This window comes from Rahnella sp. ChDrAdgB13 (assembly GCF_017655185.1).
Classification (GTDB): Bacteria; Pseudomonadota; Gammaproteobacteria; order Enterobacterales; family Enterobacteriaceae; genus Rahnella; species Rahnella contaminans.
The window spans coordinates 1-22,758 of record NZ_JAEMGT010000005.1; the positions used below are offsets into that span (position 1 = coordinate 1).

Genomic DNA, 22,758 nt, shown 5'->3' on the forward strand with positions numbered 1-22,758 from the left:
GCTACAGGATCGGGAATGTGGTGATCTGATCCTGATTACGGCCAAAAGTTCGATTTATTCAACAAAGCCCAGCAGCGGCGTCAGGAAGGCTAATCCGACAAACTGGCCGGAGGTGTAAAAGCCCACGGCAGACGCACGCTCCTGTTCCGGGAACCAACTGGTCACCATGCGGTTATTAGTCGGGAAAGCGGGTGCTTCAAACATGCCCGTCACGGCGCGCAGGCCAATCAGTGACGCTAATCCGCCAGCAAATCCCTGTAAAAGGGTGACGACTGACCAGCCGAAAATGGCGATGAAATAGGTCATCCTCGAACCAAACCGGTCAAGGAACCATCCGCCTGGGATCTGGCAGGCGGTATAGGTCCATGCAAAGGCGGAGAAGATATATCCCATCTGCGTTTTGCTTATTCCGAATTCCTGCTGAATATGGGAAGACGCGACAGCCAGATTCGCGCGATCGACATAACAAATAACTACTGTAATGAATATCATGAATAAGGTGACGTAACGTCTTTTTGTCGGTCTGACTTGTAGGGTGGTATCCATTTTTATTTCCTGGTAATGGTTATTCTGACTAACAGGCGTAAGGGTGACTCAGAAATTGCCCTGATTATTTAATGTTTGTAATCACTTAAATTATTACCTTAAATCATTCGAACGTTATCAAGGCGGCAATGGAAAGAATCCCCGGAAACTTACTTAAGTAATTGACCTGGGTGAATGAAAGCAGCCAACGCAGAAAACGTTTGAAAGATGACAGGTAATTACCATTCAGCGACGGCACCGTCAGGATAACGCCACAACGGGTTACGCCAGTCAGGAGCATTTTTACTGCGTTCAATCACTAACTCTTCATTTATTTCCACGCCCAGACCGGGTTTATTTAACGGATAGAAATAACCGTCGGTCATTTTAAAATCGTCTTTATTAATGACGAAATCGAGTAATTCAGCGCCCTTATTATAATGAATGCCCATACTTTGTTCCTGAAGCACGGCATTGCGGGAGACGAAATCAAGATGCAGACAGGAAGCCAGCGCAATCGGCCCGAGCGGACAATGCGGAGCCAGCGCGACATCGTAGGATTCGGCCATCGCCGCAATTTTGAAGCATTCGGTGACCCCGCCAGCGTGCGAGAGATCAGGTTGCACGATCGCCAGACCACCATCGGCCAGCACACGTTTGAAATCGAAACGGGAGAACATGCGTTCACCGGCCGCAATCGGAATATGCGTTTGTGCGGCAAGACGCGGGTAATATTCGGCCTGCTCGGCCAGCACCGGTTCTTCGATAAATAACGGGCGATACGGTTCGAGTTCTTTGATCAGGATTTTCGCCATCGGCGCACTGACACGACCATGGAAATCCAGACCAAACTCAATTTCATTGCCGAACTCAGCGCGAATTTGCGCAGCCTGTGCGACGGCAGCATCCACCTGACGGGCGTTTTCGATAATGCCCATTTCTTCACAACCATTCAGTTTGAAGGTATCAAATCCGATGGCGCGCAGTTTGTTGATGCCATCAATCAGCTCTGATGGCCGGTCACCGCCCACCCAACTGTAGGCTTTGATTTTATCGCGCACCAGACCGCCCAGCAGCTGATAAACCGGTACGCCCAGCGCTTTACCTTTGATGTCCCACAGTGCCTGATCGATACCTGAAATCGCACTCATCAGGATCGGGCCGCCACGGTAAAATCCGCCACGATACAACGTCTGCCAGATGTCGTTAATACGCGCCGGATCCTGCCCGATAACGTATTCACTCAATTCATGGACCGCCGCTTCAACGCTGCGCGCACGCCCTTCGATAACCGGTTCGCCCCAGCCCGTTATACCTTCATCGGTTTCAATCTTCAGAAACATCCATCGCGGTGGCAGGCGGTAAGTGGTCAGTTTGGTGACTTTCATTGTCTTGCGTCCTTATAAGCCTGGATAAATGCTTTGGCCTGGAGCGACGTCGTTTCTGGCGTCTGCCCTGCGCGGTATAAATCGCTGCCGAGTCCTGCTCCGGCGCAGCCCGCATTGAGATAGATCGCCAGATTTTCAGGCGTCACACCGCCGACGGCAAATACCGGAACACGTGCGGGCAGCACCGCTTTCAGGGCTTTGATGTAGTCGGGGCCGAAAGCCGATGACGGGAAGATTTTCAGCGCCTGCGCACCGGCTTCCAGTGCTGTAAACGCTTCGGTGGCGGTCGCGCAACCGGCGCAAACCGTCATCCCCAGTTCGACCGCCCGGCGAATGACCTGCGGATTGATATTCGGCGTGACCACCAGTTTGCTGCCAAGCGAATGAAGTACATCAACCTGCTGCGGTTCCAGCACGGTACCCGCACCCAAAAGCGCCTGCGCGCCAAACGTGCTTACTGCCAGCCGGATACTTTCCTGCCAGTCCGGTGAATTGAGCGGGATTTCTACCGCGTCAAAACCGGCCTCCAGCAGGACGGAAATATGCTGATTCACTTCCTGCGGACGAATGCCGCGCAGAATGGCGATAAGCGGGATTTCAGTTGTCCATTGCATTTACGATCCTCCTTATTCCTGATTGAAAAGCCTGATCGCCGTCGAAAGCCTGCCAGCTGACTCCCGCCAGACGGAGTGCCTGCGCGTAACGCTCAGTCAGCTGCGGATTTCCGATGAGGGTGACCGAATGATGATGGCCAAAAAGCCTGAGCATCTGCGCGACTTCACTGCCAATCAGTAAGCCGGAAAGCCAGTCGCTGACGGCAGATTTGTCCAGCCGGTTCAGCACATGCGCCGCGCGCACTTCAAATAAGCGACCGGTGATGTCCGGCTGGCTGAAACCTTTGCTGAGCCCTTGCAGGAAGACATCGGCGGCAGGTTGCTGCGCGGGTAAACCTTTGCCGATCAGCGAATGATTCATCAGAAGATAGTGAAGTTCGCCGGTCATGGCTGTCCGAAAATCAAGAACCTGACTGCCGTCAGTCTCAACCCATTTACTGTGGGTGCCGGGCATCAGATACACGGAGGCAGGAGAATCATGAACCGCGCCGAGCAGCTGAGTTTCTTCGCCGCGCATCACGTTGCAGTTGTCGTCACGACTGACGCTGATCCCCGGCACAATCCATGCTTTTACCGGCAATGCGGCGTGGACAGGGTAAAGATGTTGCCCGAGCGCATCGAGGGAAAACGGTGCGGCAAGATAAGGTACATCCACCCAGCCAGCGTTACTGCCAATCATCCCCGCCATAATCACGGGGAGATTTAAGGATTGCCACGGCGCAATCACGTCGTTGAATACCTGCTGTGGCGTGGTGCCTTCCAGCCGGGTAATTCCCCGTTCTGAACGGACTTCTGCGGTGCATTCTCCCTGCTGATACAAAAAAGCGCGCAGGTTGGTGGAACCCCAGTCCAGCGCGATATAGCTTGCTGTCATGTAATGTCCTTGAGTCGTTTCGTCGAAGAGGCAATCATTTTCATGGCCGCCTGCTCCGCCGCGTTGGCATCCTGATGCCGGATTGCGTGGAACAATTCCTGATGTTCCTGCAAGGTGACCGGCATGTTGTTGTCATCTGGCATGTAGGTTCTTTCAAATACCGCACGTTGCAATGAGCTGATAGCAACACTCAGCTGCTGTAAAACCGGGTTATGTACCGCCGCCAGCACCGCTTCATGGAAGCCAATATCCGCTTCGTTAAACGCATCGCGGTCCTGATGATTAGCGATCATGTTGTTCAGCGCTTCTTCGATCACCGCCAGTTCACCGGAGGTCGCCCTTTCGGCTGCCCAGCGCGCAATCGCCGGCTCCACCAGATTACGTACTTCACTCATGGCAGCGATCAGTCGCGGGTCGTAATCACTGGCCAGTACCCACTGCAAAACGTCGGTATCGAGGTAATTCCACTGATTTCGCGGACTGACAAAAGCGCCGCGATAACGTTTGATTTCGACCAGCCGTTTCGCCGTCAGCGAGCGCAGCACTTCGCGGATAATGTTGCGCGACGTCTCAAACTGCTCGCAAAGTTCCATTTCTGAAGGCAGTGCCGCGCCGGGGATGTATTTTCCGCTGACAATTTGCTGGCCCATTTCCAGGACCAGACGGTCGGTTTTACTGAGTTCATGTGAAGGCATAACTTCTCCGGGGCTGAAGGATAAAACCCTACTTTACCGCTCAGACGCTTGCCGGTCTCTGGATTGCTGCACAATCTTATAAGCTTCCCTGCAGAATGCATGAGCATAGTAGTACCAAACAATTACTTTGTACTACAATCCAGATCACAAAACAGACAATCCAGGTATATTCATCAGGAAGGAAGGGATCAGGAGGGGGAGATGGTCGTGAACGGCCTGGTTTCAGAAAGACAGGCCGGGGATATCAGGAAGGATTTACTGACCTAACACGAACTTATTCACCGCAAACGCGACACCGTCTTCGGTGTTGGTTTTGGTGACGAACTGGCTGACGGCTTTGACGCTGTCCAGCGCATTGCCCATCGCGACGCCGATTCCGGCGTATTCCAGCATCGCAATGTCGTTTTCCTGGTCACCCAGCGTCATCACGCTTTCGCGCGCGATACCCAGTTTTTCCGCCAGCACTTTCACGCCTTCGCCTTTGTTGACGCGCTTATCGAGAATTTCGAGGAAATACGGCGAGCTTTTCATGATGGTGTAGTTTTCTTTTGCTTCTGCTGGCAGCTGGCTGATGGCGCTGTCCAGCAACTCGGGATCATCAATCATCATGACTTTCGGGAAGGTCAGCGCAGGATCCATTTCCTCTGCCGGACAGAATTGCAGCGGAATGCCCGTAGTGAAGGACTCGTGCACGCTGTATTTGCTGATAAAGCGGTTGGCAGTAAACAGGTCGGTTTTAGTCAGCGCATGGAAATGCACACCCAGCTCACGTGCCAGTTGTTCAAAGTAGTGATAATCTTCAATTGTGAGGGATACTTCGGCAATCACGCTGCCATCTTTCGCATTATGCACCAGCGCACCGTTATTGGTGATGCAGTAGCATCCGTCCTGCTGCAAATCCAGTTCCATCAGATAGCGCTGTACACCGACGAAGGGACGTCCGGTTGCCAGAACGATTTGCACACCTTTCGCCCGCGCTTCTGACAACGCTTTTTTAACGGCCGGTGTCACTTCATGCTGCGGATTGAGCAACGTCCCGTCCATATCAATTGCAATTAATTCAATAGCCATAGCATCCTCAGAGTTTGAAAAGTCTTCATCAATGCTAACGCGATTACCCGCTGTAAAGCCAGCCGGAATGCGGGCTGCGTCAGACGAAAAAAAAAGTCCGAAGCGGTTTCCCGGTTCGGACTCTTTATCAGCTTATGCCGTTATCAGATATCGATGTTGGCAGCTTTCAGGGCGTTCTCTTCGATGAAAGCGCGGCGCGGTTCAACCGCATCGCCCATCAGCGTGGTGAACAACTGGTCAGCGGCAATGGCGTCTTTAACGGTCACACGTAACATGCGACGTTGCTCAGGATCCATTGTGGTTTCCCACAGCTGATCAGGGTTCATTTCGCCCAGACCTTTGTATCGCTGAATCGACAGACCACGACGGGACTCTTTCACCAGCCATTCCAGCGCCTGCTCAAAGCTGGTCACTGGCTGACGGCGTTCGCCACGTTCGATGAAGGCATCTTCTTCGATCAGGCCGCGCAGCTGTTCGCCGAGCGCACAGATTTTGCGGTATTCGCCGCCCTGAATGAAGTCTGCATCTAAATCGTAATCGGTATCGACGCCGTGCGTACGGATACGCAGAACCGGTTCGAACAGCTGATGCTCACGGTTTTCACGGACGATCGCGCTGTAAGAACTGCCATGCTGCTCTTTCTCGTTAAGGCGCGCCACCAGCGATTCCATCCAGGCCTGAACTTTCGCCTGATCGGTCAGATCCGCGCCCGGCAGGGTCGGCTGATAAATCAGGTTATTCAGCAGCGCACGCGGATAACGACGTTCCATACGGCCAATCATTTTCTGCACGCTGTGATGTTCAGCCACCAGTTTTTCCAGCGGTTCACCCGCCAGGGCTGGTGCATGGGCGTTGGCGTGTAACGTTGCCCCGTCCATCGCAATGGAAATCTGATACTGATCCATCGCTTCGTCGTCTTTAATATACTGTTCCTGCTTGCCTTTTTTGACTTTGTACAATGGCGGCTGTGCGATAAATACATGGCCACGTTCTACAATTTCAGGCATCTGACGATAGAAGAAGGTCAGCAGCAAGGTACGGATGTGTGAACCATCGACGTCGGCATCGGTCATGATGATGATGCTGTGATAGCGCAGTTTGTCCGGGTTGTATTCGTCACGGCCAATGCCGCAACCGAGCGCGGTAATCAGCGTTGCCACTTCCTGAGAAGAAAGCATTTTGTCAAAGCGCGCTTTCTCGACGTTGAGGATTTTACCTTTGAGCGGCAGAATCGCCTGGTTCTTACGGTTACGGCCTTGTTTTGCAGAGCCGCCCGCTGAGTCCCCTTCCACTAAGTACAGTTCGGAATGAGCCGGGTCGCGTTCCTGACAATCTGCCAGTTTGCCTGGCAAGCCAGCCAGATCCAGCGCGCCTTTACGACGGGTCATTTCGCGGGCTTTACGCGCCGCTTCACGGGCACGCGCCGCATCGATGATTTTGCCGACAACGATTTTGGCGTCTGACGGGTTTTCCATCAGGTAATCCACCAGCTTCTCGTTCATCAGCGTTTCAACAGCCGTTTTCACTTCAGAAGAAACCAGTTTGTCTTTGGTCTGGGAAGAGAACTTCGGATCCGGAACCTTCACAGAAACCACAGCAATCAGGCCTTCACGGGCATCGTCACCGGTGGCGCTGATTTTGGATTTCTTGCTGTAGCCCTCTTTATCCATGTACGCGTTCAGGGTACGGGTCATTGCCGAACGGAAACCGGCTAAGTGAGTCCCGCCATCACGCTGTGGAATGTTGTTGGTGAAACAGTAAATGTTTTCCTGGAAACCATCGTTCCACTGCAACGCCACTTCAACGCCAATGTCATCTTTTACCGTGGAGAAATAGAACACGGTCGGATGAATTGGGGTTTTGTTTTTGTTCAGATATTCCACGAAAGCTTTGATACCGCCTTCATAATGGAAGTGATCATTCTTACCATCACGTTTATCCAGCAGGCGGATTGCCACGCCGGAGTTCAGGAATGACAGTTCGCGCAGGCGTTTCGCCAGAATGTCATACTCGAATTCGGTGTGATTGGTGAAGGTGTTAAAGCTCGGCCAGAAACGCACCGTGGTACCGGTTACGTCAGTATCGCCAATAACTTTCAGCGGATCCTGCGGCTCACCGTGTACGTAAGTCTGGGTATGGACTTTACCTTCGCGGCGGATAACCAGTTCCAGTTTTTCCGACAGGGCGTTAACGACGGAAACACCCACGCCATGCAGACCGCCGGAGACTTTATACGAGTTATCGTCAAATTTACCGCCGGCGTGAAGAACGGTCATGATGACCTGCGCAGCAGAAACGCCTTCTTCTTCGTGAATACCGGTCGGAATACCACGACCATCATCCTGTACGGAAACAGAGTTATCCGCATGGATCGTGACCTGAATCTCTTTACAGTGGCCCGCGAGGGCTTCGTCGATAGCGTTGTCCACAACCTCGAATACCATGTGGTGCAGACCAGTGCCGTCATCGGTATCGCCGATATACATGCCGGGGCGCTTACGCACCGCGTCCAGCCCTTTTAATACCTTGATACTTGAGGAGTCATAAGAATTCGACATCAACGTTTCTCGCTCATTTTTAGTCCTGTGATAGAACGGCTATTTTACCTTGTTCCACGCGGAACATCTTGCCCTTTTCACCCATCATGTCGGTCACTTGTTCAGCGCTAATCGCACTGACAAAAACCTGTGCCTGGGTGGCTTTAAGGCGATCGGCCAGCAACCGACGTCGGTCGGCGTCCAGCTCAGAGGCAAAATCGTCAAGAAGATACAGGCAACGCCGCCCGCTCTGTCGGGTGAGAAACTCACCCTGCGCCAGTCTCAGCGCACACATCAGTAATTTCAGCTGCCCTCTGGACAGTAAATCTTCCACCGGCGTGCCGTCGGCACGAATGCGGAAATCCGCCTTATGCGGGCCTGATGCGGTATAGGTTAAGGCTCTGTCGCGCTCAAAATTACGCTCCAGCAACTCGCCATACTCCGTTTCCTTGTCCCATCCACGCTGGAAAGAAAAACTGAGGGCGAATTCAGGCAGGAATTGCGCGCAGGTCGCGCTGATATCAGCCGCGATCGCGTCGCTGTATGCTGCCCGCCATTCGCTAATGCGCTCGGCTAACGGGATCAATTCCTGATCCCAGGCACGAATTTGCGCATAACGAGTCACCTGTCGCAGCGCGGCGTTGCGCTGCTTGAGTAACCGTCGCAGGTTGCTCCAGGCGATAAAAAAACCGGGGTCGTGATGAAAACAGCCCCAGTCGATAAATGCCCGCCGGTATTTCGGCCCGCCATTGAGCAGGGTGAAACCTTCGGGTGTGATCAGTTGCATCGGCAGCATTTGTGCAAGTTCAGACACTTTGTGGCCGTCACTGCCATCAATACGCACTTTGCTGTCACCCTGGCGGCTTTTGCTCAAGCCAATCGACAGCTCACGATCACCGCCATCATCCACACGGGCATGAAGAACAAACTCCGGCTGATCGTGACGGATAACACGTCCGGCCTGCAAACTGCGAAAAGCGCGGCCATGCCCCAGCGTATAGACCGCTTCGAGCACGCTGGTTTTACCGCTGCCATTGGGACCGACCAGAAAGTTAAAACCGGGCGACGGATCTAAATCCGCCGCCTCGATGTTGCGGAAATCTTTTATCAGTAAGCGCGTTAAGGCCATTAATTCAGACTAGAGCCTCATAGGCATAACAACGTAGGCCGCTGACTGACTCGCAGCGTCTTCGATCTGCACGCTGGAGACGGAGTCTGTCAGCAGCAGATTAACGTCTTCGCACTTGAGGGCATTGAGCACATCAAGTACGTAACTGACGTTAAAGCCGATTTCCATTTCGGTGCCTTCGTAACCGACATCCAGAATTTCTTCTGCTTCTTCCTGTTCCGGGTTATTCGCAGTGATTTTCAGCTGGTTATGGCTGACGTACAAACGCACACCACGGAATTTTTCGTTAGAAAGAATGGCCGCACGGGCAAAGGCCTGTTTCAGCAGGTCACAACCTGCCTGCAACGTTTTGTCCGGATTCTTCGGCAATACGCGGCGATAATCAGGGAAACGGCCATCAACCAGCTTGGAAGTGAAAATGAAGTCACCGACGTGCGCACGGATGTTGTTGCTGCCGATTTGCAGTTGCAGCGTGGTGTCGCCGCCGTCAAGCAGACGAACCAGTTCCATCACGCCTTTACGCGGCACGATCACCGAATGCGATGGCAGAGACTGGCCGATTGGCATAGAACAGACGGCCAGACGGTGACCGTCGGTCGCCACGGTACGCAGTTCTTCACCTTCGGTTTCAAACAGCATGCCGTTTAAATAATAACGAACGTCCTGATGTGCCATAGAAAACTGCGTGGCTTCAATCAGACGTTTCAACGTGGCCTGCGGCAAGGTGAATTCCACCTCGCTTTGCCAGTCGTCGAGATTAGGGAAATCTGTGGCCGGTAAGGTCGACAGCGAGAAACGGCTGCGGCCTGATTTTACCAGCATGCGGTCGCCATCAAGAGCGACGGAAATTTCCGCGCCTTCCGGCAATCCACGGCAGATATCAAAGAATTTACGCGCCGGTACGGTGGTGGCACCCGCTTCATGTGGCTGAGACAGCGCAACTTTCGCCACCATCTCCATTTCCAAATCCGTCCCGGTCAGCGACAGCGCGCCATCCGTCACCTGTAATAACAGGTTACCCAGAATAGGCAACGTCGGTCGTCCACCCAGCGGGCTACTGACCTGTTGCAGTGGTTTCAGCAAATGCTCACGTTCAACAATAAATTTCATAGCGCTAGGAAGATAATGTTCTGATTAAGTTGGAGAAATCTTCTTTGATGTCGTGACTTTCTTCACGCAGCTGCTCGATTTTACGGCAGGCGTGCAACACCGTGGTATGGTCCCGACCACCGAACGCATCGCCGATTTCTGGCAGGCTGTGGTTGGTCAGCTCTTTCGCCAGCGCCATCGCCATCTGGCGTGGGCGGGCTACCGAACGGGAGCGCCGTTTGGAGAGCAGGTCAGCGACCTTGATTTTATAATATTCGGCCACTGTTTTCTGAATATTATCGATAGTGACCAGCTTCTCCTGAAGCGCCAGCAAATCGCGCAGTGCTTCACGAACGAAGTCGATGGTAATCGCGCGGCCGGTAAAGTTGGCATTGGCGATCACGCGGTTCAGTGCGCCTTCAAGCTCACGCACATTAGAACGCAGACGTTTAGCAATAAAGAAGGCAACTTCGCCCGGCAGACGGATATCGTTCTCGTCGGCCTTTTTCATCAGGATCGCCACGCGGGTTTCTAATTCAGGCGGCTCGATCGCCACCGTCAGGCCCCAGCCGAAACGCGATTTCAGACGATCTTCAACACCGTTGATCTCTTTTGGATAGCGATCCGAGGTCAGGATGATCTGCTGATTGCCTTCCAGCAGGGCATTAAAGGTGTGAAAGAACTCTTCCTGTGAACGTTCTTTATTAGCAAAGAATTGAATGTCATCGATGAGCAACGCATCGACAGAACGGTAGTAACGCTTGAACTCTTCAATGGCGTTGTTTTGCAGGGCTTTTACCATGTCCTGCACAAATCGCTCCGAGTGCATGTACACCACTTTTGCATTGGCTTTACGCGCCATGATGCCGTTACCGACTGCATGCAATAAGTGGGTTTTACCCAGACCGGTGCCACCATAAAGGAAAAGCGGGTTGTAGGCGCCGCCCGGATTATCCGCCACCTGACGCGCCGCCGCGCGGGCCAGCTGGTTAGACTTACCTTCGACGAAGTTATCAAAAGTGTGTTTCGGATTGACGTTCGAGCGGTAGGAAAGCTCGGGCTGAGCAGGCGAACTGTCCCAGCTTGGACGTGAAGGTGCCAGACGCGGAATAGCGGGCGCAGCCTGAGAGCTGACGCTGGCCGCAACGGGCTGACTGGCGCGTTGCATCACCGGTTTGCTGCCGACTTCAAAACGGAGCAACGGTGCATCCGCCCCACAGAAATCGTTGAGCAAGCCGTTAATATTGTTTAAGTATTTGTCACGAACCCAATCAAGGACAAAACGATTCGGGGCGTAAAGCGCCAGCGTATTGTCGTTGAGTTCCGCCTGTAGGGGGCGTATCCACATACTGAATTCTGTGGCAGGTAGTTCATCCTGCAAACGGGCAAGACATTGCTGCCAAAGCGAAAGTGACACGGCGGACTCCACTCGAACAAGTATCAAAAAAGAAAAGGATCAGGATATTTTTTAAATCATGATTTTTGGCACACGTTCCGCCCATATAAGGGGGAAATTTCTCTCACCACCCTGTCAGTGGCGTAAAGTCACGTGCGAACCGCTTTTTGCGGTTTTTGTCGAAAGCCACCCAGCCGGGATCGCGATCGGAATGGCGGATCATAACGCAATCCGGCACAGAGATCCTCCCCTTCCTGACAGTTTAGATCCTTTTTATCCACAGGCAGCAGTCAGCGAGTGGGTAAGCTTAGCCGATCCTTTTAAAATTAGGCGATGTAATCATCACTCTGCTGAAAAAATAGGAGTCCGCTGAGCTAATTTTCATCACATTGAGAGAAAGATCTCAGCCCTGTGGATAAGGATCAGGCGAGGATCCTTGCGATTTGCGGCAGAGTCCGTATAATCCTCAGCCCTACGTGTGAAGCCTGTGTTCCTGATGGTCATAACCAGATGGATATTGCGGTGTGACCACGGGCAATTCTGGTAAACACTTGAACCATTTCTGGCAATGTAAATTGACTCAGGACTGTACAGTTATTACAATCCCGCTTCTTTATATGTTGCGACAAAGGCACCGGTCGTTTTTTCGCCGAAATGTCTTCGCGTTTACTGATCAGTAATAATTTAAGTTTAGGTAGAAATCGCCATGAAACGCACTTTCCAACCGTCCGTATTGAAGCGCAACCGTAGCCACGGCTTCCGTGCTCGTATGGCCACCAAAAATGGTCGTCAGGTTCTGGCTCGCCGTCGTGCGAAAGGCCGTACCCGTCTGTCAGCTTCTAAGTAATAAAAGCTAACCTATTTAGTGGTTAAGCTCGCTTTTCCCAGGGAGTTACGTTTGTTAACTCCCCGTCATTTCACTTTCGTCTTCCAGCAGCCACAACGGGCTGGCACGCCGCAAATTACGATACTCGGCCGCCTGAACGAGCTGGGGCATCCCCGCATCGGTCTCACCGTCGCAAAAAAACACGTCAAACGCGCACATGAACGCAATCGGATTAAACGCCTTACCCGCGAAAGTTTCCGGTTGAATCAGCATACGCTGCCGTCGATGGATTTTGTGGTTGTGGCCAAGAAGGGTGTCGCCGATTTAGATAATCGCGCGCTGACGGAAGCGTTGGAGAAATTATGGCGTCGACATTGCCGACAGGCTCCCGCATCCTGATAAAGCTGATACGTGGTTATCAGTTGTTCATCAGTCCGTTGCTCGGGCCACATTGCCGCTTTCGACCAACCTGCTCTCAATACGGTATTGAAGCAATTGGTCGTTTTGGCATGTTAAAAGGCAGTTGGTTGACTTTGAAACGCGTATTAAAATGCCATCCTTTGAACCCAGGTGGTGATGACCCCGTACCGCCGAAAACCGACAATAACAGAGAACACTAACGATGGATTCGCAACGCAATCTTTTCCTCATCGCTCTGCTGTTCGTGTCTTTCATGATCTGGCAGGCATGGCAAACGGACCACGCTCCGCAACCCGCCAACCAGACCACGCAACAGACTGCGAACACTGCAAACGGTGATGCTGCTAACCAGGCTGTTCCTGGTAGCGGACAGGGCAAATTAATTACAGTTAACAGTGATGTGCTGTCATTAACGATCAACACCCGTGGTGGCGACATTGAGCAGGCTCTGCTGACTGCTTACCCTACATCTTTGGGCTCTGACCAGCCTTTCCAGTTACTGGAAACCACTCCTAATTTCATCTATCAGGCACAAAGCGGTCTGACAGGTAAAAATGGTCCAGATAATCCGGCGAACGGCGAACGTCCTCTGTTCCAGGCCAGCTCGGATTCGTTCACTCTGGCAGAAGGCCAGTCTGAACTGCGCATCCCGATGACCTATACGGCTCAAAACGGTGCCATCTTTACCAAAACTTTCGTGATCAAACGTGGCTCCTATGCAGTGAATGTTGAGTACAACGTCAACAACACCACAGCTGCCCCGCTTGAACTGACCATGTTTGGCCAGCTCAAACAAACCACCGACTTGCCTAAGCACCGCGATACTGGCAGCAATAACTTTGCTTTGCATACGTTCCGTGGCGCGGCTTACTCTTCAAGTGATGACAAATATCAGAAGTATGCGTTCGATAAGAGCGAAGCGCTGAATGTCACCACACAGGGCGGTTGGATTGCTATGTTGCAGCAGTATTTTGCAACGGCGTGGATCCCGTCAGCGAAGGACACCAACACATTCTTCACGACCACCAACAACGGTATCTCATCGATTGGCTTTAAAGGCACACCGTTCACCGTTGCCCCTGGCGCACAACAACAGGTTGCTTCAATCCTGTGGGTGGGCCCGGAAATTCAGGACAAAATGGCCGCTATCGCGCCACACCTTGACCTGACAGTCGATTACGGTTGGTTATGGTTCATTTCTCAGCCGCTGTTCAAACTGTTGAAATTCATTAACAGCTTCGTCGGCAACTGGGGCTTCTCAATCATTGTTATCACCTTCATCGTGCGCGGTATCATGTACCCGCTGACCCGTGCTCAGTACACGTCGATGGCGAAAATGCGCATGTTGCAGCCGAAACTGGCCGCGATGCGTGAACGTATCGGTGATGACAAACAGCGCATGAGTCAGGAAATGATGGCGCTGTATAAGTCTGAGAAAGTGAACCCGCTGGGTGGCTGTCTGCCGCTGGTTATTCAGATGCCAATCTTCCTGGCACTGTATTACATGCTGTCTGGTTCCATTGAATTGCGCCACGCGCCGTTCATCCTGTGGATCCATGACCTGTCAGCGCAAGACCCGTACTACATTCTGCCGGTCATAATGGGTATCACGATGTTCTTCATTCAGAAGATGTCGCCGACCACCGTCACTGACCCGATGCAGCAGAAGATCATGACCTTCATGCCGGTCATCTTCACTGTGTTCTTCCTGTGGTTCCCGTCCGGTCTGGTGGTGTACTACATCGTCAGTAACCTGGTAACCATTCTCCAGCAGCAGCTGATTTATCGCGGGCTGGAAAAACGCGGCCTGCACAGCCGCGACAAGAAAAAGTCATAAGTGAATGTCAGGGCGGCTTCCGTCCTGACAGCTAAACTTGATGATAAAAACAAAGGCGATCATTTGATCGCCTTTTGCATATCCGTAAATACCCGATGGGAAAAACGTTATGAGCACCTCAGATACCATTATCGCCCAGGCCACCCCACCCGGCCGCGGTGGTGTGGGCATTTTGCGCATTTCTGGCCGTGCGGCGCGTGATGTTGCACAGGCTGTCTTAGGTAAACTGCCAAAGCCGCGTTACGCCGACTATCTGCCATTTCAGGATGCGGATGGCAGTACGCTGGATCAGGGCATCGCGCTGTGGTTCCCCGGCCCTAATTCCTTCACCGGCGAAGACGTGCTTGAGTTACAAGGCCACGGCGGACCGGTGATCCTCGATTTACTGCTCAAACGCATTATCGCGCTGGAAAACGTGCGTATTGCGCGTCCGGGCGAATTCTCTGAGCGTGCTTTCCTCAACGATAAGCTGGATCTGGCACAGGCAGAAGCAATTGCAGATCTTATCGACGCCAGCTCCGAGCAGGCCGCACGCTCAGCGGTTAACTCGCTTCAGGGCGCATTCTCGAACCGTATTCATCATCTGGTGGAAGCACTCACTCACCTGCGGATCTTTGTCGAAGCGGCTATCGACTTCCCGGATGAGGAAATCGACTTTCTGTCAGACGGCAAAATCGAAGCCAAACTTAATACGGTGATGGGCGATCTCGATGCGGTACGTGCTGAAGCCCGTCAGGGCAGCCTGCTGCGTGAAGGGATGAAAGTGGTGATTGCCGGACGCCCGAACGCCGGTAAATCCAGCCTGCTGAACGCGCTGGCCGGTCGTGAAGCGGCGATTGTGACCGACATCGCGGGCACCACGCGCGACGTTCTGCGCGAGCATATTCATCTCGACGGCATGCCTTTGCACATTATTGATACCGCCGGTTTACGTGAAGCCAGCGACGAAGTTGAGCGCATTGGTATCGAACGTGCATGGAATGAGATCGAACAGGCAGACTTAGTGCTGTTTATGGTTGACGGCACCACAACGGCTGCGACTGAACCTGCTGAAATCTGGCCCGAGTTTATGGCACGCCTTCCCGCTTCTTTACCTATCGTCGTGGTACGCAATAAAGCCGATATTACCGCTGAAGCACTGGGGAAAACCGAAGTGAATGGTCACTCACTTATTCGCCTTTCTGCCCGCACCGGCGACGGCGTGGATTTGCTGCGCGATCATCTGAAACAGGTGATGGGCTTTAATCACAACATGGAAGGCGGATTTCTTGCCCGTCGTCGTCACTTGCAGGCGCTGGAAGACGCGGCACAACATCTGGTTCAGGGTAAAGATCAGCTGCTTGGCGCATGGGCAGGTGAATTACTGGCGGAAGAGTTACGCCTTGCACAACAGTCACTGAGTGAAATCACCGGCGAATTCACATCTGATGATTTGCTGGGGCGCATTTTCTCGAGTTTCTGTATCGGTAAATAATTCCCTCCTGGCAACAAACAAAACCCACATTGTAAAATGTGGGTTTTTAATTTTTTTCAACGTATTAGCCTTACCAGACTTTATAAACGCGTCCGGTCTGCGCCCCTTCCACGCTGCGACGATAGGCTTTCGCCACGCGTGCTGCCGGTGCTGCTTCAAAACCCGGAAAGAATGAACCGTAAGCTTTCAGTGACTCTTCCACGACGGTCGGGCTAACCACGTTGATGCGGATACCACGCGGGAGTTCGATCGCCGCCCCCTGCACAAAACCTTCTACAACCGCATTTACCGTGGTGGCGTTTGCTCCCTGACGGATAGGTTCATCAGCAATAATCCCGCTGGTCAGCGTGATGGAACCCCTCTCGTTCAGGAATGACTGACCGATCAGCGCAATACGTACCTGCCCGAGCAGTTTGTCCTGCAAACCAATATTGAATTGTTCTGCGGTCATTTCAGTCAGCGGGCCAAAGTGCAGGCTGCCGGTGGTGGCGATAATCGCATCGACCTTCCCTGCGTTTTTGAAAAGCGCCCGGACGCTGCTTTCATCGGTAATATCGACCTGAAAATCACCGTGCGTTTTACCTGCAGTGATCACCTCATGATCATCGGCAAACTCACGCACCACAGCGCTCCCCAATGTACCAGTCCCGCCAATCACTAAAATTTTCATCACAGACTCCTCAATGTTGTTGGTAAGTTCATCTTTTACCAAACTCAGGGTTAGATATAGACTCGTATTATTCGTTCTGTTCTAACTCAGGGTTTGTAATGTGGATAAGCTGCGAAATATTGAAGTCTTTGTCAGCGTAGTAGAAACCGGAAATTTCAGTACTGCGGCCGAAAAGCTGGGGATCTCGGCAGTGATGGTCGGCAAGCATATCCAGCAGCTGGAAAAGCATCTGAATGCCCGTCTGTTGCAGCGCACCACCCGCAGGCAAAGCCTGACCGATGCCGGTGAAGTGTTTTATGAAAACGGCAAACGGGTGCTGGAGCAGATGAAATTAATGGAAAGCCTGCAAAGCGTTCCCACCGGATTGCTGCGCGTCAGTGCGCCAGTTTCTTTAGGCTCCAGCGTGATTGCGCCGATGCTCGCCCGTTATCTGAATCTCTACCCTCAGGTCAAAGTGGAACTGGTGCTGAGCAATGCCCGCGTCGATTTAATCGGCGAAAATTTCGATCTCGCCATCCGTATTGGTGAAATCGGGGATGACCGGCTGGTCGCCAGGCCACTGAAACCCTATGAAATGGTGATTTGCGCATCGCCGGAGTATTTGCAGCGCAACGGCACACCCGAATCGCCGGAAGATCTGAAAACGCATCCGTGCCTGATCCACTCCGTGTGGAATCAGAGTGAAGGCTGGCATCTGGCGAACGCCGGGCAAACCACGTCGGCGTGGCCGGTGAACAGCCGGTATGTCTCCAACGATGGCCATGCATTGCGCAATGCCGCGCTGGAAGGAGCCGGTTTACTGCTTCAGCCGAAGGTGCTGCTGGCCGAAGATATTCTCCGCGGCAGGCTTATTCCGGTTCTTGAGTCTTTCATTCCCACACCGCGTGCCGTGCATGTGGTTTATCTGCCCGATTTCCGCCCGCGGGCGAAACTGAACAGTCTGATTAACTACATGACAGAAAACGATTTCTACTGATTATTCCTTCCATAAAAAAACGGTAAGTGATCGCTCACTTACCGTTCGATTTACAGTGAAAAAAACAATCAGAGCTTAAAGCCCGCCACCACGGTTTCCAGCTGAACGGTCTGATCCTGCATGGCCTGAGCGGCCGCAGAAACCTGTTCCACCAGCGCCGCATTCTGCTGAGTGGCGTTATCCAGCTGGGTGATTGCAACGTTCACCTGCTCGATACCGAGGCTTTGCTCCTGACTGGAAGACATGATTTCGTTCATCAGCGTCGCTACGTTATTCACGCCGCCCATCACTTCATCCATCGTCGTTCCGGCGGTTGCCACCAGCTGGCTGCCAGTGGTGATATCCGCGACGGAATCTTCAATCAGTTTTTTGATTTCGCGGGCAGACGTAGCAGAACGTTGCGCCAGGCTGCGCACTTCCGAAGCCACGACGGCAAATCCGCGCCCCTGTTCGCCCGCACGGGCCGCTTCAACGGCGGCATTCAGCGCCAGAATGTTGGTCTGGAAAGCAATACCGTCGATCACGCTGATGATATCGACAATTTTGTGCGAGGAACGGGTGATCGAACCCATGGTATCGACCACCTGTTTCACCACTTCCGACCCTTTCTGCGCCACCGCAGACGCATCGCGCGCCAGCTGGTTAGCGCCTTCGGCGTTGGCGGCGTTCTGTTTCACGGTGCTGGTCAGCTGTTCCATGGACGCCGCCGTTTCAACAATCGAACTCGCCTGTTCTTCGGTACGCCCGGAGAGATCCATGTTACCGCTGGCGATTTCGCGCGATGCCGAGGTGATCGCCAGACTGCTGTCGCCGACCTGACGGAGGATCGATTGCAGGAATGACAGGAACTGGTTAAAGCTCTGATTTACGCGGTTGAATTCCGGACTGCGGCTTTCTGGCAGGCGGAGGGTCAGATCAGCGCCACCAGCGGAAAGCTGGCTGATATTTTTATGCAGCGCATCCAGCTGACGCATAAAGATTTTGATCGCCAGGATCAGCACAACCAGCAGCAAAATCACCATCGGAATTTGCACCAGACCCAGACTTTGCAGGATGCCATGCGTCCGCGTCAGCAACTGGCTGGTTGGCATATCGGTGGCGATATACCACGGCCCCTGAATGTTGCTCATGAACATCGTGTGAGACGTACCGTTGTTGTCGTAGTCGGCAACCAGATTCGCCTGCCCGTCAATCTGATCGAGACTTTTGCGGATCTGCACCGCCAGCGGAGATTGTTCGCCCAGAGAAGCCAGCTTCGGCAGCTTTTCATCCGTGGACTGGCTGGTACCGACGAGGGTGCCGTCTTTCTCGACGATATAAATCTTCGCGTGAACCTTTTTCTCCATTTCCGTCACCAGCTGGTTAAAGAAACCCAGCGTCACGTCGATGGTGGCAACGCCCCACTGTTTGTCGCCTTTATAAATCGGCATCGCGCAGTTGGTACGCGGCTGTGTACTGGCGTCATCAAAGTAGGCAGGCGCCCAGACACACTGGCCCTTTTCGCCTTTTGAAGCGGCAAGATACCAGGATTGCTCGAAGTAATTCGGCGATTCAGCACTGTTCCAGAAGGTATTTACCGTCAGTTGGTTATTACTGTTACGTGCAAAGAAAGTGCTGAATTTGATTTTTGCCGGGTCGCGCTGGTTCGGCAGCGGCCAGATACCGCCCCCAAATACGGCGGAATCACCGTATTGATCCACCAGCGCGGGCAGCAACCGGTCAATGCTGTCGCTGTCCATTTGTACGACGGTTTGAGTGATGGTACGCACCTGAGATTCCACTTTGTTCAGCCGTTCGTTGATAACGACGGCGATATCATCAACCTGATTCGCAACCAGAGTGCTTTCTGTTTGTTTCAGCTGAGGAGCAATAAAGACCTGGATCACGATGAGCGTAACGATGACCAGCACAATAAAAAACAAGCTGATCAATGCGATAAAGCGGGATTGCGTTGTTTTTAACATTTTAGGGTACTCACAGGCAAAGCAGCGAGATCGCTGCTTAACTTATAACGGCATTTTCTGAGGTTTCTTTATGAGGCTATAGTAGATATATCTGGCACCCGGATCATATGAGTGAAAAAACAGAACATCGTTCCGATGAGATTTTTTCTTAATATGCGGTTAATACAGTGATTCCTTTCGCTTTATCGTTATGAAAAACTTTCTGAAAAGTAAAAAGAGTGTGCGCGGACGCGGGGTTTAAGCGGTTTTTAATGATTTCTCTTAATGTTATTCTTCACGAATACAGAGAAAATACGGTCGAACCATTAATCATGGAGTGAACAATGGCGTGCCACTTTGCAAGATGGGCTGTGACGGAAGCTGAACCCGATACACATCGGTTGCTCAGAGAAATTGTTGTATCCGCAAAACACCTTTCCGAAAAACAACGAAAACGATTTTTAAACGGTCGTGTTTTACTGGCCGAAATGATTTTCTATCTTTACGGTATTGCGGAGCTTCCTAACGTCATCACCCTGCCGAGCGGCCGCCCGAGTTTTGAATCCTCCGATCTTCCCGATTTCAGCCTGGCATATGCAGGCAGCACCGTCGGTGTGCTGATCAGCAGCGAAGGAAAAGTCGGTCTTGATCTCGAAATTATTCACGCGCGCAGCGCACTGGTTAATCCCCAGCACCAGCTGCAACTTTCTGCCGTCGAAAAAACCTGGATTGCCATGCAGTCCGACCCGATTGAATCCTCCCTACAGCTTTGGTGCATACGTCAAAGTATGCTGAAAATGTCCGGCCTGAACGAACAAAGCCAGCTGACACTCAGCCTGAATCCGGCTTCCGGCCGCCTGCGTTCGACGGTCACGCCGGAGGCGCAGGTGATGAGTGATATTGAAGGGTCGATTACCTGGGCATGCGCGCAGTCTCCGTCGATTATCCGGTTACAGTGCTGGCGCTACGAACCGGAAAATGGTTTTACCCGCACACAAACGCTGTCCGTTGATCAGCAATCTGATTCACTGCATTACATGAAGTTCACCAGCCTGCCGCCTGCCAAATAAAACTTCACTCATGTTTTCAAAAACCTTGTATATCGACGTGCCGTTTTTCGTTTAAGGTAAGAATCAGAGAGTCATCCATAACAGGAGTTAACCATGTCAGCTAAGCCTCTGAAGTTTGTCACACTGTTAGGTAGTCTTCGTAAAGCGTCTTACAACGCCATGGTCGCGCGCACGCTGCCGAAAGTCGCGCCTGAGGGCGTCACCATTGAAGCGTTACCGTCTATCGGTACTCTGCCGTTGTACGATGCCGATATTCAGCAGGAAGAGGGGTTTCCGGCCGATTTAAACGCGATTGCGGAACAAATCCGCCAGGCGGACGGTGTGATCATCGTGACGCCGGAATACAACTATTCCGTTCCCGGCGGACTGAAGAATGCCATCGACTGGATTTCACGTTTGCCTGACCAGCCACTGGCGGGCAAACCGGTGCTGATTCAGACCAGTTCAATGGGACCGGTCGGCGGCGCACGCTGTCAGTATCATCTGCGTCAGATTCTGGTCTTCCTTGATGCGATGGTGATGAATAAGCCTGAGTTTATGGGTGGCGTCATTCAGAACAAAGTCGACGCCCAAACCGGTGAAGTTATCGATCAGGGGACGCTGGATTTCCTCAGAGGCCAGCTGACCGCATTTGCCGACTATACGCACCGCGTCAGCAAATAATTTTCAGCCGCTAAAATACAAACAGCCCGCCACTTTCAGAAAGTGGCGGGCTGTTTTTTTATCGTTCGCAGACGCTAAATCGCGTGCGGATTAATGCCCGTCAACAAACGCGATTTTCAGCACGAACAACAGGGCAACGACAACGACGCACGGGCTGATCTCTCTCCAGCGGCCTGTGCCCAGTTTCATCACCACATAAGAGATGAAGCCCAGCGCAATGCCTTCTGTGATGGAAAAGCTGAATGGCATCATTACTGCCGTCACAAAAGCAGGAACCGCTTCTGTCAGGTCATCCCACGAAACGCGCGCCAGGCTGGAGGTCATCAGAACGCCCACATAAATTAGCGCTCCGGCTGCCGCATATTCCGGCACCATGCCCGCCAGCGGGGAAATGAAGATCACCAGCAGGAACAGCAAACCGGTCACGACAGCGGTCAGGCCGGTGCGGCCCCCCACGGACACGCCGGACGTACTTTCGATATACGCGCCAACGGAAGATGTCCCGATGAAAGCACCCGCCACAGAGGAAATACTGTCGACGTAAAGTGCCTGTTTCATCTGCGGAAATTTACCCTTTTCATCCGCCAGACCGGCTTTGTCCGTCACGCCTATCAGCGTACCGGAGGAGTCAAACAGGTTGACCAGCATGAAGGAGAAAATTACGCCTGCCAGACCGATATTCAGCGCGCCTTTCAGGTCAACCTGACCGACGACGGTGGTGATGCTCGGCGGCATTGACCAGAAACCGTTGTAATGCACGTCACCGATCGCCAGACCAATGCCCGTGGTCACTACGATCGACACCAGAACGGAAGCGTGAAAGTTACGTGACGCCAGTACGGCAATGATGAAGAAGCCCAGCACGCCCAGCAGGACGTTGTGGGATGTCAGATTGCCGATGGTGACGATGGTATCCGGGTTCGCGACAATAATGCCGGCGTTTTTCAGCCCCATCATGCCGATGAACAGCCCGATACCGGCGGTAATCCCCACGCGCAGGCTGACCGGAATGTTCGCGATCATCCAGTAGCGGATACGGAAAATAGTCAGCAGCAGCAGGCCAACAGCGCCCCAGAAAATAGCGCCCATCCCGATTTGCCATGAAACGCCCATCGCACCCACCACCACAAAGGCGAAGAAGGCGTTCAGACCCATCGCTGGCGCCAGTGCAACCGGCAGGTTGGCAATCACGCCCATCAAAATGCTGCCAAACGCGGCAATCAGACAGGTGGTCACAAAGACGGCCTGTTTATCCATGCCCGCGACACCCAGAATCTGCGGGTTCACGAAAACGATGTAGACCATGGTCAGGAAGGTGGTTAAGCCTGCGATAGTTTCGGTGCGTACCGTTGTGCCGTGCTGCGTCAGTTTAAATAAACGTTCAGCCAGGCCTCTTCCGCCGTTAGCATTGCTGTGTGGTGTGCTCATCAGTGAGTTCCAAAATGGGGGAAAAACAATCGGGGGGTATCCTAAGGATTTTAGCCGTAAAGCGCCAGCACTGGATGTGTGGGATTAAATCTATCGTTCGGGTACAGTGCCATAAACCACGCGAATAGATGAA

The 22,758-nt window shown here is 52.7% G+C and carries 20 protein-coding genes and 1 pseudogene; 8 read left to right on the forward strand and 13 right to left on the reverse strand.

All coding sequences use genetic code 11. The features are described from left to right. Window positions 1-57 precede the first annotated feature (57 nt). From J8X26_RS02530 to dnaA, 10 genes and pseudogenes are all read right to left on the reverse strand, one after another. Window positions 58-546, reverse strand: a pseudogene (locus tag J8X26_RS02530) (MFS transporter); the annotation flags it as partial. Window positions 547-764: 218 nt separating this feature from the next. Continuing rightward, on the reverse strand, window positions 765-1,913 hold the full coding sequence (gene dgoD, locus J8X26_RS02535; protein ID WP_208950077.1) for a galactonate dehydratase: 1,149 nt from the start codon (window positions 1,911-1,913) through the stop codon (window positions 765-767). After that, on the reverse strand, window positions 1,910-2,527 hold the full coding sequence (locus tag J8X26_RS02540) for a 2-dehydro-3-deoxy-6-phosphogalactonate aldolase (RefSeq protein ID WP_152323737.1): 618 nt from the start codon (window positions 2,525-2,527) through the stop codon (window positions 1,910-1,912). The genes dgoD and J8X26_RS02540 overlap by 4 nt, the downstream gene beginning before the upstream one ends. Beyond that, window positions 2,511-3,401, reverse strand: coding sequence for a 2-dehydro-3-deoxygalactonokinase (locus tag J8X26_RS02545; RefSeq protein WP_152323738.1), 891 nt, complete (start codon window positions 3,399-3,401; stop codon window positions 2,511-2,513). The genes J8X26_RS02540 and J8X26_RS02545 overlap by 17 nt, the downstream gene beginning before the upstream one ends. Next, window positions 3,398-4,096 (reverse strand): FadR/GntR family transcriptional regulator, encoded by a 699-nt coding sequence (locus J8X26_RS02550; RefSeq protein WP_152323739.1) that lies wholly within the window; start codon window positions 4,094-4,096, stop codon window positions 3,398-3,400. Before J8X26_RS02550 ends, J8X26_RS02545 begins: the two co-directional genes overlap by 4 nt. Before the next feature lie 255 nt (window positions 4,097-4,351). Next, window positions 4,352-5,167, reverse strand: a complete 816-nt coding sequence (gene yidA / locus J8X26_RS02555) for a sugar-phosphatase (RefSeq protein WP_208950078.1) — start codon at window positions 5,165-5,167, stop codon at window positions 4,352-4,354. Window positions 5,168-5,310: 143 nt separating this feature from the next. Further along, window positions 5,311-7,725 (reverse strand): DNA topoisomerase (ATP-hydrolyzing) subunit B, encoded by a 2,415-nt coding sequence (gene gyrB, locus J8X26_RS02560; RefSeq protein ID WP_165060661.1) that lies wholly within the window; start codon window positions 7,723-7,725, stop codon window positions 5,311-5,313. A 19-nt stretch (window positions 7,726-7,744) separates the two neighbouring features. Further along, complete coding sequence (gene recF / locus J8X26_RS02565; RefSeq protein ID WP_152323742.1) at window positions 7,745-8,833, reverse strand: DNA replication/repair protein RecF; 1,089 nt, start codon at window positions 8,831-8,833, stop codon at window positions 7,745-7,747. Window positions 8,834-8,842: 9 nt separating this feature from the next. Beyond that, a complete protein-coding gene (gene dnaN / locus J8X26_RS02570) occupies window positions 8,843-9,943 on the reverse strand; it encodes a DNA polymerase III subunit beta (protein WP_013573353.1) in 1,101 nt (366 codons plus the stop codon). A 4-nt stretch (window positions 9,944-9,947) separates the two neighbouring features. Next, window positions 9,948-11,339, reverse strand: a complete 1,392-nt coding sequence (gene dnaA, locus J8X26_RS02575; RefSeq protein WP_208950079.1) for a chromosomal replication initiator protein DnaA — start codon at window positions 11,337-11,339, stop codon at window positions 9,948-9,950. Window positions 11,340-12,024: 685 nt separating this feature from the next. On the opposite strand from dnaA, the gene rpmH reads away from it, so the two are divergent. The 5 genes from rpmH to mnmE all read left to right on the forward strand — a co-directional run bounded on the left by rpmH (window position 12,025) and on the right by mnmE (window position 15,875). After that, window positions 12,025-12,165 carry a 50S ribosomal protein L34 gene (gene rpmH, locus J8X26_RS02580; RefSeq protein ID WP_009637487.1) on the forward strand — a complete coding sequence of 47 codons (141 nt, stop codon included), beginning with the start codon at window positions 12,025-12,027 and terminating at the stop codon, window positions 12,163-12,165. A gap of 18 nt (window positions 12,166-12,183) precedes the next feature. Next, window positions 12,184-12,543, forward strand: a complete 360-nt coding sequence (rnpA, locus tag J8X26_RS02585; RefSeq protein ID WP_071823635.1) for a ribonuclease P protein component — start codon at window positions 12,184-12,186, stop codon at window positions 12,541-12,543. Further along, complete coding sequence (yidD, locus tag J8X26_RS02590; RefSeq protein WP_095924029.1) at window positions 12,507-12,764, forward strand: membrane protein insertion efficiency factor YidD; 258 nt, start codon at window positions 12,507-12,509, stop codon at window positions 12,762-12,764. The genes rnpA and yidD overlap by 37 nt, the downstream gene beginning before the upstream one ends. 2 nt (window positions 12,765-12,766) lie before the next feature. Continuing rightward, a complete protein-coding gene (yidC, locus tag J8X26_RS02595; protein WP_165060657.1) occupies window positions 12,767-14,401 on the forward strand; it encodes a membrane protein insertase YidC in 1,635 nt (544 codons plus the stop codon). A 109-nt stretch (window positions 14,402-14,510) separates the two neighbouring features. After that, the gene (gene mnmE, locus J8X26_RS02600) at window positions 14,511-15,875 is read left to right on the forward strand and encodes a tRNA uridine-5-carboxymethylaminomethyl(34) synthesis GTPase MnmE (protein ID WP_208950080.1); all 1,365 of its coding nucleotides are present in this window, start codon (window positions 14,511-14,513) and stop codon (window positions 15,873-15,875) included. A 70-nt stretch (window positions 15,876-15,945) separates the two neighbouring features. On the opposite strand, the gene J8X26_RS02605 is transcribed toward mnmE, so the two are convergent. Beyond that, window positions 15,946-16,545, reverse strand: a complete 600-nt coding sequence (locus J8X26_RS02605) for a short chain dehydrogenase (RefSeq protein ID WP_208950081.1) — start codon at window positions 16,543-16,545, stop codon at window positions 15,946-15,948. A 100-nt stretch (window positions 16,546-16,645) separates the two neighbouring features. Between J8X26_RS02605 and J8X26_RS02610 the strand changes: the two genes are divergently transcribed. After that, window positions 16,646-17,521, forward strand: coding sequence for a LysR family transcriptional regulator (locus J8X26_RS02610; protein ID WP_208950082.1), 876 nt, complete (start codon window positions 16,646-16,648; stop codon window positions 17,519-17,521). Window positions 17,522-17,589: 68 nt separating this feature from the next. Here J8X26_RS02610 and J8X26_RS02615 read toward each other — a convergent pair whose 3' ends face one another. Beyond that, window positions 17,590-19,485, reverse strand: a complete 1,896-nt coding sequence (locus J8X26_RS02615; RefSeq protein WP_208950083.1) for a methyl-accepting chemotaxis protein — start codon at window positions 19,483-19,485, stop codon at window positions 17,590-17,592. Window positions 19,486-19,808: 323 nt separating this feature from the next. Here J8X26_RS02615 and J8X26_RS02620 point away from each other — a divergent pair, with 323 nt between their 5' ends. Further along, the gene (locus J8X26_RS02620; protein ID WP_208950084.1) at window positions 19,809-20,534 is read left to right on the forward strand and encodes a 4'-phosphopantetheinyl transferase superfamily protein; all 726 of its coding nucleotides are present in this window, start codon (window positions 19,809-19,811) and stop codon (window positions 20,532-20,534) included. Window positions 20,535-20,627: 93 nt separating this feature from the next. Further along, window positions 20,628-21,197, forward strand: a complete 570-nt coding sequence (locus J8X26_RS02625) for an NADPH-dependent FMN reductase (RefSeq protein ID WP_152323751.1) — start codon at window positions 20,628-20,630, stop codon at window positions 21,195-21,197. 90 nt (window positions 21,198-21,287) lie between these two features. Here the strand turns inward: J8X26_RS02625 and J8X26_RS02630 are convergent, their stop codons facing one another. Further along, window positions 21,288-22,625, reverse strand: a complete 1,338-nt coding sequence (locus J8X26_RS02630) for an NCS2 family permease (protein WP_165060642.1) — start codon at window positions 22,623-22,625, stop codon at window positions 21,288-21,290. Between the last annotated feature and the right edge of the window lie 133 nt (window positions 22,626-22,758).